Source organism: Peptoniphilus indolicus ATCC 29427 (assembly GCF_000227315.1).
In the GTDB taxonomy this organism is placed as follows: Bacteria; Bacillota; Clostridia; order Tissierellales; family Peptoniphilaceae; genus Peptoniphilus; species Peptoniphilus indolicus.
This window is the reverse complement of sequence record NZ_JH165061.1, coordinates 107774-119188: the sequence shown is the minus strand read 5'-3', so window position 1 is coordinate 119188 and position 11415 is coordinate 107774. Positions and strand designations below refer to the sequence as shown.

The 11415-nt window shown below is 32.6% G+C and carries 9 protein-coding genes; 7 read left to right on the top strand and 2 right to left on the bottom strand.

Going from position 1 to position 11415, the window contains the following annotated elements; all coding sequences use genetic code 11:
* The first annotated feature begins 71 nt into the window (after window positions 1–71).
* Both HMPREF9129_RS00530 and murJ read left to right on the top strand, forming a co-directional pair.
* A complete protein-coding gene (locus HMPREF9129_RS00530; RefSeq protein WP_004819193.1) occupies window positions 72–1208 on the top strand; it encodes a sodium ion-translocating decarboxylase subunit beta in 1137 nt (378 codons plus the stop codon).
* 331 nt (window positions 1209–1539) lie between these two features.
* Window positions 1540–3051 carry a murein biosynthesis integral membrane protein MurJ gene (gene murJ, locus HMPREF9129_RS00525; protein WP_004819191.1) on the top strand — a complete coding sequence of 504 codons (1512 nt, stop codon included), beginning with the start codon at window positions 1540–1542 and terminating at the stop codon, window positions 3049–3051.
* Window positions 3052–3103: 52 nt separating this feature from the next.
* On the opposite strand, the gene HMPREF9129_RS00520 is transcribed toward murJ, so the two are convergent.
* Window positions 3104–4096, bottom strand: a complete 993-nt coding sequence (locus tag HMPREF9129_RS00520; RefSeq protein ID WP_004819189.1) for a DUF2325 domain-containing protein — start codon at window positions 4094–4096, stop codon at window positions 3104–3106.
* A gap of 167 nt (window positions 4097–4263) precedes the next feature.
* Here HMPREF9129_RS00520 and glsA point away from each other — a divergent pair, with 167 nt between their 5' ends.
* The 3 genes from glsA (at window position 4264) to HMPREF9129_RS00505 (ending at window position 7934) form a co-directional block, all read left to right on the top strand.
* Window positions 4264–5199, top strand: a complete 936-nt coding sequence (glsA, locus tag HMPREF9129_RS00515; RefSeq protein ID WP_370882802.1) for a glutaminase A — start codon at window positions 4264–4266, stop codon at window positions 5197–5199.
* 11 nt (window positions 5200–5210) lie between these two features.
* Window positions 5211–6644: an alanine/glycine:cation symporter family protein gene (locus tag HMPREF9129_RS00510; protein WP_004819186.1), complete on the top strand. Its 1434-nt coding sequence runs from the start codon at window positions 5211–5213 to the stop codon at window positions 6642–6644.
* Between the two features lie 294 nt (window positions 6645–6938).
* Window positions 6939–7934, top strand: a complete 996-nt coding sequence (locus tag HMPREF9129_RS00505; protein ID WP_004819184.1) for a helix-turn-helix domain-containing protein — start codon at window positions 6939–6941, stop codon at window positions 7932–7934.
* Between the two features lie 41 nt (window positions 7935–7975).
* Here HMPREF9129_RS00505 and HMPREF9129_RS00500 read toward each other — a convergent pair whose 3' ends face one another.
* Window positions 7976–8746 (bottom strand): IclR family transcriptional regulator, encoded by a 771-nt coding sequence (locus tag HMPREF9129_RS00500; RefSeq protein ID WP_004819182.1) that lies wholly within the window; start codon window positions 8744–8746, stop codon window positions 7976–7978.
* Between the two features lie 214 nt (window positions 8747–8960).
* Here HMPREF9129_RS00500 and HMPREF9129_RS00495 point away from each other — a divergent pair, with 214 nt between their 5' ends.
* Together HMPREF9129_RS00495 and HMPREF9129_RS00490 are read left to right on the top strand one after the other, a co-directional pair.
* On the top strand, window positions 8961–10172 hold the full coding sequence (locus tag HMPREF9129_RS00495; RefSeq protein WP_004819181.1) for an Nramp family divalent metal transporter: 1212 nt from the start codon (window positions 8961–8963) through the stop codon (window positions 10170–10172).
* A gap of 28 nt (window positions 10173–10200) precedes the next feature.
* Window positions 10201–11184: an agmatinase family protein gene (locus HMPREF9129_RS00490; RefSeq protein WP_004819179.1), complete on the top strand. Its 984-nt coding sequence runs from the start codon at window positions 10201–10203 to the stop codon at window positions 11182–11184.
* Window positions 11185–11415: the final 231 nt, after the last annotated feature.

Below are 11415 nucleotides of genomic sequence, written 5' to 3'. Positions count from 1 at the left end.
AAATTTTATATTCAACATATTGAAAAGTTTTTTCTGTGTGGTAACATATTATAGTTAATTAGGAGGACGAAATGGAATTTTTAACAGAAGGTATAAAGCTTATCACTTGGCAGGATTTAGTTATGTATGGCGTTGGAATTCTGCTTATTTACCTAGCTATTGAAAAAGAATTTGAACCGGCACTATTGCTCCCTATGGGATTTGGTGCAATTTTAGTTAACCTACCATTATCTGGAGCTATAAACCAAACCATGGCTGGAATTGGTGAAGTAACGGGGATAGTTGAATGGTTATTTAAGGTTGGAATAGAAGCGTCAGAGGCACTCCCGCTATTATTATTTATTGGAATAGGAGCCATGATTGATTTTGGTCCGTTACTTTCAAACCCTAAAATGTTTTTGTTTGGAGCGGCGGCTCAGTTTGGAATTTTCTTTGCACTTTCTTTGGCGACAGTTCTTGGGTTCGAATTAAAAGATGCAGCTTCAATAGGAATAATAGGTGCAGCAGATGGACCTACTTCAATACTTGTTTCTCAAGTTTTGGGCTCAAAGTATGTAGGTGCTATAGCGGTTGCGGCATATTCTTATATGGCATTGGTTCCAATTGTGCAACCAATGGCAATAAAATTGGTTACTACTAAAAAAGAAAGACAGATAAAAATGCACTACAATCCTACTGGAGTTTCAAGAAATGCGAGAATTTTCTTCCCTATTTTAGTTACGATTATAGCAGGATTAGTTGCTCCTATGTCAGTTTCGCTTGTTGGATTTTTGATGTTTGGAAACTTAATTCGTGAGTCGGGTGTACTTGGAAATTTAACAGAAACGGCGAGCAATGAACTTGCGAATTTGATAACACTTTTACTTGGAATTACTATTTCATTCAGCATGAGGTCGGAAGCTTTTGTAAATTTTGAAACTCTTTTGATAATGGGAATAGGACTTATAGCATTTGTGTTTGATACAATTGGCGGAGTAGTGTTTGCGAAAATACTAAACTTATTTACAAAGAATAAGATTAATCCAATGATAGGTGCTGCTGGTATTTCAGCATTTCCAATGTCAGCTCGTGTAGTTCAAAAGATGGGGTTAAAAGAAGATCCATCTAACCACCTTTTGATGTTTGCTGTAGGTGCAAATGTATCGGGTCAAATCGGTTCTGTTGTAGCTGGTGGAGTTATATTAAACTTAATCCAACAGTTTCTATAGGAGGGGAATATGAATCCAAATTTTTTAGTATCCCTTGAAATAATGGGAAAGGGAATGATTTCTATTTTTGTAGTGCTTGGACTATTGTCACTTATAGTAATGGCATTTGCAAAAATATTCAAATAAAATAAATTATATAAGGCATAGGTTCTGTAAGAGATATAAACTTTTGCAGGGCCTTTTTATTTGTAATTTAAAATTTAATTTAGAAGATTAAGTAAACTAAAAGGAATTGTACAAAATTGAAATATTAATTAATTTCAAACATATTTTTTTAATTAAATCTTTTTGTTACAATAATAATATAGTAAAAAATAAAAAGAGGTTAAATATGAATACGTCGTATATATTGATGATTGTAACAATATTATCAAAAATTTTTGGTTTGGTACGTGAAAAAGCATTGGCTTATTTTTTCGGAACGGGAATAATTGTAGAAGCTTTTTTGGTCGCTTTTCAAATTCCAATGACTTTTACAAACATATTATCCGGAGCTACAGCTAATGGATACATTCCTATGTATAATGAAATTAAAGAGCGAAGCGGAGAAAAAGAGGCTAATAGATTTACTTCAAATTTATCTAATATCGTCTTTATGGGCACTTTGTTAATTTCCATTGTAGGGATTGTATTTGCAAAACAATTGGTTATGGCAATGGCGATAGGTTTTGAAGGTGAGACACTGACAATGGCTGTCTTTATGACAAGAGTTGCGCTTTTAAGTCTTGCTGCAACGACTGTCTTTTCTATTTTTAAAGCTTATCTTCAAATTAAAAGACATTTTATAGTTTCAATAGCACATGCGATTTTGATGAATGTAATTATAATTGCAAGTATGACAATTGCTAAAAAAATGGGTTATCAATACTTGGCGTTTGGTATCTTGTCAGGATTTATATTCCAATATTTAATATTTTTGCCATACATCAAGAAGTCGGGTTATAGACATAGAAATCTAATCAGTTTGAAAGATAGAGATTTTAAAATGATGATGAAGATTATTGTGCCTGTGCTTATTTCGACTTCAGTAATTGAATTAAATTTTATAATTTCAAAATCATTGGCATCTGCTTTGTTTACTGGAGCTATGGCTTCTTTAAATTATGCTTATAAGTTGCAAGCTTTTGTAACGGGGATTGTAATAACTTCAATTGTAACAGCTGTATATCCGGACATGGCAAGACTTGGAGCAGTTTGTGACTATGACGGCTTGAAAAAATCTGTTGGGGGAGCCTTGGTATCTATGGCTCTTTTAGTTGTACCGGCTTCGGTAGGTCTATTTATATTTTCAGATCCAATTGTAAAACTACTATTTGTGGGGGGAGCTTTTGGGAAGCAAGAAGCAGTGGTGACTGCCAATGTTTTAAATTTCTATGCCATAGGGATAATTGGTATAGGCGTTAGAGAGATAGTATCAAGGGCGTTTTATGCAATTATGGATACTAAAACACCTGTTGTAAATTCAGTTGTAATGGTTGGAGTGAATATAGTTTTGAGTATGGTAATGATGAAGGTGTATGGGATAAGAGGACTTGCACTTGCAACTTCTATCTCATTTATTGTTGGAGCCATACTGATGGTTTTAAGTTTAAAAGGTAAATTGGGCAGAATGTTTAGTAATATAAATATTTCAGATTTGATGAAGATAACTATAGCGACTGTATGTATGGGACTTTTAGCGAGTGTTGCTTATAGTTTTTCAAGAGGAGCTATTGGCAATATTTTAGCTCTATTGGTTGCAATTGTGGTTGCTGGAGGGGTTTACTTGGTAGCTATTTTAGTGCTAAAAGTATCTGAAGTTCAAATTATTATAAATAAGATAAAAAATAAGAGAGCAAAGTAACTATAATCAATGATATAAAAAAGGACTTTCCAATGAAGTCCTTTTTCTTATGTTACTGTATTTCTAATTCTTCTAATATTAGTTGGATAAGAGCATTACTTTCAACGCTCTTTGAATATAAAATAGGTATTTCAAAATCTTTGCTCACATTTCTAATTTTGAACATTGCATCGTGGCCAACAGAATCTATAAATATTATTAAAATATTTGTCTTTGAAATTTCGTTTGAAAGAATTTCGACTGACTCATTTCCTGACAAGTAACAAAGTTGTCCTCCATTTGCTTCGATAGCTCTTTTGAAGATTTCTTTATCAGTTTCTAAACCGATTATTCCAATATTTAATCCGTTTAATGAGCTGGAGGTTAAGGATTGTATTTCGTGGTCTTTGATTAATTCGGGAGAAGAATCAGTGTGGTAAACCCATATTATTTTTCCGCTTAGGATTTCATCGTTCCAATATGCATAGTCTACTACATCACCAATTTCTAAGTGGAAATTACCTGTCTTATATTGGTCAAGTAGTATTTTTGTAGATAGTCTATCTTCTGAAGATTCTATGTAATATTGTTCTAGATCTTCGTCGAATTCTACAATGGCATATTTGACAACTTTTTTATTGCTTTCGGCAGCGACTTTTTCAATTAATTCATATTCATATACAGGTTTTTGGTTGTAAGCTTTTTTGATAACTGAAGCCTTAACCCAATCACCTTCTTCAATATTAAGTTTTCTTATAAACTTTTCAGGCACAAATATTTTAAAGCTTCCAATGTTTGCTCCGGATAGATTTAAGTGAGCTTGACCTAAGAAAATATTGTTATTTGCATCATAAATTTCGGTTAAGTTATTATTTGACTTGATAGTCGTGGAGTGTTCATACGTATTATAGTTTGATAAATTATTTGGTAAATCATTTAGTGAATTTAAAATACAAAGATAGTTTTTTAAATATACATTGGTTTCTTCCAAGTTATCAAAAGTTAAATTTGAAACTATCGATGATAAATCGGATTTAATCTCTTCTAAAAATTTGATTTTATTCATACATAACCTTCCTTAAAATTAATGATTAAATTTATTGAGTATATTATACTCCTTATTACTTTTTAGGTAAAAAGAATATTTTGTGAAACTACATTCAAAAAAATATTGTATTTAAAAAATTTTATATAGAAAGATAATATATGACTATGGTAGAATTAAAATCGGAGGTGAAACGTTTGCGTAGATTTAATCAGGAACTACTAGAAGGTGCAATAGCGCTTGGAAGAAAATATACTGACATGGGAGAAGTTGCAGATTACATACCTGAGTTGAAGAAACAAGATCCAAATAAAATAGGGATTGCTGCAATCGAAGATGGAGAATTAATTTGTTCGGGAGATAGTGAGGATAGATTTTCCATACAATCTGTTGTAAAAGTAATTTTATATGCTATTGCACTTGAAAATTTTACTGTTGATGAATTGAAAAAATATGTTGGGCTCAAGCCATCATCAAAAGCTTTTAACAGTGTAATAGAACTTGAGTTGTCAAAGAAAAATGTGCCGGTAAATCCTTTTATAAATGCAGGGGCGATAGTTGTGGTTGCATTGCTACATAGGGTTTATAAAGAAAGGACACTAGAAGTTATAATTGAGAAAGCATCAAAGTTTTTAGGGGAAGAAATAAGTTACAGTGAAGAAATTTTTGTATCTGAGAAAGTATCTTCTTTTGCCAATAGAACTTTAACATATCTCATGCTTTCAAGAAAGATTTTACCACCGAGTCTTGAAGTAGAAGAAGTTTTGGATATTTATTTCAAAAGCTGTTCATTGATGGTAAATGTTAAAAATTTGGCCAATATGAGCTATTGTATATCTAACAATGGAGTATCTTTGAGCGGTGAAAAAGTTATAGAACCAGAACATGCAAGAATTTTAAGAACTCTTATGGCAACTTGTGGTACGTATGACTACTCCGGAGATTTTGCTGTTAGAGTTGGAATTCCGGCTAAGAGTGGAGTTGGCGGAGGAATTGTCACAGCCACAATAGATGGTTATGGCTTGGCAGTTTATAGTCCGGCTCTTGATACGCACGGGAATAGCTACTCAGGTGTTAGAATGCTTGAGTATTTATCTGAGAAATTAAATTTGAATGTATATTAAAGGAGGAATAGATGGAAGAATTATTCATAACTTTATCTACGAAGTTAAATGAAATATTGTTGAGCATTAATGATGTGTTGTATTATCCAATCTTACTTATTATGTTGTTGTTTTGTGGACTTTATTTTTCGGTTAGAACAGGACTTATACAATTATCAATGTTCAAAGAGTCTATAAGTGTGGTAACTGAAAAGCCTGATGAAGGTGGGGTATCATCTTTCCAAGCTCTTATGGTTTCAACAGCATCAAGAGTTGGTACAGGAAACATAGTAGGGGTTTCTAATGCTATTTGCCTTGGCGGATATGGAGCTGTATTTTGGATGTGGGTTATAGCTATAATTGGTGGAGCATCAGCATTTATAGAATCTACTCTTGCTCAAATTTACAAGAGAAAAGGTGAGGACGGTACGAGCTATGGAGGTCCTTCATACTACATAGAAACTGCACTTGGAAGCAGAACTGTTGGGGTTTTATTTGCGATATGTTTAATATTAACTTATGCAGTTGGGTTTAATATGTTAGCATCTTTTAATTTACAAGATTCATTTAAAATATACGGATTTTACACTCCAGGTAAAACATCTTGGATGATAGGAGCTATACTTGCTGTAGTTGCTGCATATTGTATTTTAGGCGGTGGAAAGAGAATTATAAAATTTACTTCAATACTAGTGCCGTTTATGGGAGTTATATTCGTAATCGTTTCAATCTTAATGATTATACTAAATATAACTTATATACCAACAGTTTTTTCAAAGATATTGTCTGATGCTTTTAACTTTAAGGCAATATTTGGAGGAATAGCAGGATCTTCACTTGTTGCGGGAATAAAGAGAGGATTGTACTCAAATGAAGCTGGTATGGGATCTGCGCCTAATGCCGCAGCTGCAGCAGATGTATCCCACCCTGCAAAACAAGGCTTGGTTCAAATGCTTTCTGTATTCATAGACACACTTTTAATTTGTTCTGCAACAGCATTTATGGCATTATCATCTGGAGTTGAACCGATAGCGGAGCTTGCAGGAGCAGCATTTGTTCAAACTTCATTATCAACAGTATTTGGAAATTATGGGATTATATTCATAACAGTTGCTCTTACGCTATTCGCATTCACAACTTTGATAGGGAACTTATACTATGTAGACACTTGCTTGACATACTTGAATAAGAAAGTGCCTTCAAAGGTATTTATGGTTTGCTATAGAGTATTAGCGGCAGTTTTAATTTTTGTTGGAGCGGGAATGCAAATGGAATTAGCTTGGAATGTTGCAGATTTGTTGATGGGACTTATGTGTATAATCAATATTCCTACAATTATAATTTTGGGAGGACAAGCACTTAAAGCCTTAGAGGATTATAAAGCGCAAAAGAGACAAGGTAAAAATCCTGTATTCATTGGAAAGAATATAGGACTTGATGAAAGTAAATTACAATACTGGAAATAAATTTTAAACTATGGAGTGCAATATACGAAAGGCACTCTTTTTAATTGTGAATAAAATTGAGACGACAATATTAAAGAGAAATATTTTGAAAAAGTAATAGTTATAAATTAAAGGTATATTTGAAAAGAAATGAACTATAAATTATAATTTTGTAATATATATATTCTACATGGACTTAAATTGGCTGAAATCGACGATTGCAACTGGCAGTTGACAAATTTCAAAGCTAACTTTATAGAATGCAAATACTATTTTTGATACATTAATTAAAAATAACAGAGAGGAATAGTAGAGATGATACTAGCTGATAAGATAATTGAAGAAAGAAAGAAAAATGGATGGAGTCAAGAAGAGTTGGCTGAAAAGTTAGGAGTTTCTAGACAGTCGGTTTCTAAATGGGAAAGCGCACAATCTGTGCCTGACTTAAATAGGATATTAAATATGTCCAAAATTTTTGGGGTTAGCACTGATTATCTGTTAAAAGACGAGATAGATACTGTTCAAAAAAATTATGAGAGCATTGCCGTTGAAGTAGAAAGTAAAAACATAAAGAATGTGAGTATGGAAGAGGCTGTTGATTTTTTGAAGATAAGTGAGGAAAATTCGATGTGGTCAGCTTTGTCAATTTTCCTATATATAGCGTCTCCTATAGTTTTGTTAATTTTGTCTGGATTGGCTGAAAGCAAATTGTTTGGTGTATCGGAGGATATGATAATATCTGTGGGAGTTCCTGTTTTATTGTTTATGGTTGCTCTTGGAGTGTATATATCTATAGGTTGTGGAAATAGAGCTAAGAAATATAAGTTTATATCTAGAAATGAAATAGAAACTGCGTATGGAGTGGATGGTTTGGTTCGTGAGAAGAAAAATAATCACTCAAATAAGTATACGAACACAATAGCGATAGGTGTTGTAGCGTGTATTTTGGCTTGTGTTCCACTTTTAGTCAGCACAGCACTTACTGATGAGGACTATATAATATTCAACATGGTAGCTCTGCTAATTTTTATTATAGCTGTATCGGTGAATAGAATGGCACAAGTTGGTTTAGTGAAGGATAGTTATGACAAACTTTTACAAGAGGGGGATTTTACAGTAGCAAATAAAAAAATAGCCACAGTTATAAATAAAGTGAGCTCTGTATATTGGGGAATAGCACTTGCAATATATTTAGCGTGGTCACTATATACAATGAAGTGGGGATTCACATGGATAGTATGGCCGGTGGCTGGGGTTTTATATGCGGTAGTAATTAATATAACTAAGATATTTGTCAAAGCTGAAGATTAAAATGTTTCAAATCAAAAAGGGAGTTCGTGGGAACTCTCTTTTTAAATATTTGATATTAATTTAGCTATTTGAGAAGCCTGATTTTTTAATTCGGGAACTACATCGTTTAATATACTTTCAATATAAGTTGAAAATGAAGTTATGCTAAGTGTAGCTATAATATTTCCGTTTGAATTAAAGATTGGTACTGAAAGACTGCTCACACCTAGTTGATATTCTTGGTTTTCATAGCTATAGCCCTTCTCTAAGATATCATTTAATTTTGCCTCCAACATCTCAACAGAGGTTGAGGAATAGTCAGTTGTGTTGTCGGGCTTACTGTCCAAAGCATATTTAATATTTTGTAAATTGTAGTTATGAGCTAAAGCTAACTTACCTGATGCACTAACTGATAATGGTAGTAATACATGCTCGGCGACATGTATTTGATAGTGTTCTTTATGAGCACTTGAACTATATATAGTGTAAACTTGTAGATTTTCTACAATTTGAAAACAGCAAGTTACTGAGAATTCATCGGATATTTTTTCTACAAAAGGGCTTATATGTTGTATATATAGTTCTTGTTTTTTATTTAGTAATTTGGATTTAGCTGAAAAAAATAATCCTAGGCTATAACATTTAGTAGAAGAATCAAAGTTTAAAAGTCCATACATTAATAGGGTATTAGCTATTCCTCTTGTTGTACTCAATTTTAAATTTGTAATTTCACTAATTTCCTTTAATGTAAGATAGTTTATATTGTCAGTAAAACAGTTTATAACATCTATAGCTCTTTTTATAGATTGAATAGGTTTGAATGAATATAGCATACTAATTCCCTCTCTATATAAATATTTATAATTAAATTATAACGGGGAAGATAGCGAAAGTAAAATACGGTATTATAGAATAAAAAACGATAATACCGTATTGACAAAGGTTTTCTTATGGATATATAATTAATTTAGTAATTTATCGATGCGCAATGATATTTACAAAATTAACTTAAAATACATTTAGATGATAATTTTGTAGGAGGAAGTTATGAAAAAATATACTTTCAAAGAAAAATTAAAAGCTCTAGGGCCGGGGATGCTTATAGTGGGTTCGTTTATAGGGCCCGGAACGATAACTAGTTCAACTAGAGCAGGAGCTACATATGGATATCAGCTATTATGGTGTATATTATTTTCTGTTTTGGCAGTAATAATCATGCAAGGCATGGCTGCAAGACTTGGGATAGTAACACAAACTGGATTATCTGAAAATTTAATAGAAGATTTAAAGGAAAGACCTGTCTTAAAAAATATAATGGTGATTTTGGTGTCAGCAGCCATTATATTAGGAGGAATTGCCTATATGAGTGGAGACCTTACAGGTACGGCAATAGGTCTTTCAGCACTTACAGGGATACCTTCAAGAGTTATAGCTCCTATTTGGGGCATATGTATTCTATTTATAAGTAATCATAACAATGCTATAAAATGGTTGGAAAAATTATTGACAGTGTGTGTTTCTATAATGGCAGTTATATTTGTTATAACAATGTTTGTAGTAAGACCTGATTTTACAGAAATATTAAAAGGCTTGATACCAAGTACTGAATCTAATTCTATTATGACTTGTGTAGCACTAATAGGAACAACTGTAGTTCCATACAATTTATTTATTCATGCAACAAGTGCTAGACAAACATGGAAAGATCCGGAACAAATACCATTAGCTCAATTTGACGTAACTTTCTCTATGATAGTGGGTGGAATAATTACAGGTGCTGTAATGATAACCGCAGGAACGGTTGTTAGAGGAATGGAAATTTCATCGGCAGTAGACATGGCTCAACAATTGGAGCCGCTTTTAGGAAATTTATCAGTTCCATTTTTAGCTATAGGATTAGTTGCAGCTGGTATTTCAAGCGCGGTAATAACACCATTGGGAGTGTCTTATGTGTTGGCAGGACTATTTGGATGGGAACTTAACAAAAGAGATAAGAGATACTTTGCGACAAATGTATTGATTTTACTTTTTGGAATTGTCGGAGCGGCAACAGGATTTAATCCTATTACAATAATAATGGCGGCACAAGCTGTAAACGGGATCTTCCTGCCGGTGAGTGTGTTCGTATTATTGTATTTAGCTAGCAAAGAAAAAGTTATGGGAGAATATAAAAACAACATGCTTCAAAAAGTTTTGGGGATTGGAGTTTTTTTAATATCTCTAACAATTGGTGTAAGCAGTATAATGTCGTTATTTTAAATAAAGTTTTTAAATTAGGAGGAGCAAAATGAGAAACAGTAAGCCAACAATATATGATCCAAAATTTTTACCAAATAATATTTATAGTGGAGTACCATCATGGTTAAATCTTCCTGTAATAGAAGAAGATGAAGATTTAAATGAGTTGGATATAGCCATAGTGGGAGTGCCTTGGGAAGGTGGATGCACAATAGGTGGATATTCATCATGTACAGAAGGTCCTAAATCAATTAGAAGTGTCTCAATAAGATATACAGGATTTTTGCCTGACTTCAACTTGGATTCGTTTGAATATTTAAAAGGTGGAGACTTTGGGGATGTTCCAGTACAAAACGGAAATTATGATTTTACATTTGAAGAAATAAGAAAAAAAGTTGCCAAAGTTATAGATGCCGATGTTATTCCGATAACATTTGGGGGAGATCACTCAATATCTTATCCAATAATTAGCGAGATGGCTAAAAAACATCCTAAAAAAGTAGGTATACTACACTTCGATGCTCATTTAGACAACTATGAACAATTTGGAGATGACCCATATTCAAGATGCTCACCTTTCTATAGACTATACACTGATGAAAATATGGACCCTACAAAGATAGTTCACATAGGAATAAGAGGGCCAAGAAATCATAAAAAAGAATATGAAAATGCAGAAAAATTTGGAGCAACAGTAATTAAGAGCCAAGATGTTAAAGAAAAAGGCTGGAAAGAAGCTATAGATGAAGCGATAGCAATCGCATTTAAGGATACAGAAGTTGTCTATGTAACAATATGTGCGGATGCATTAGATGCAGCATTTATGCCACAAGGGCCACAAGATATGTGTGGACTTACTTCTTATGAATTGGCTATGATGGTTCATGAAGCAGGATTAGCAGGGGCAAAAGGATTTGACTTTGTTGAAATTTATCCAGAAACTAATTCACTACAAACAGCTTCTCACGTTGGATGTTGGATGGCATTATACTATTTAAACGGATTGGCAGAATACAAAAAGAATAGACTATAAATATAGGGGGCTTTTAAAGCCCTTGTTTTTATTTTCAGATATATTTACTTGAATAATAAATATAAAATAAATTTTTATAATATAAATTAAATAAAGCGGAAAAAAATTGATTTGTTAAGAAGAAATAGAAATATAAATTAAATAAAGTGGGAAAAATTGATTTGTTAAGAAAAAATAGAAATATAAATTAAACAAATCGGAAAAAATTGATTTGTTTACAATAAATGGTAT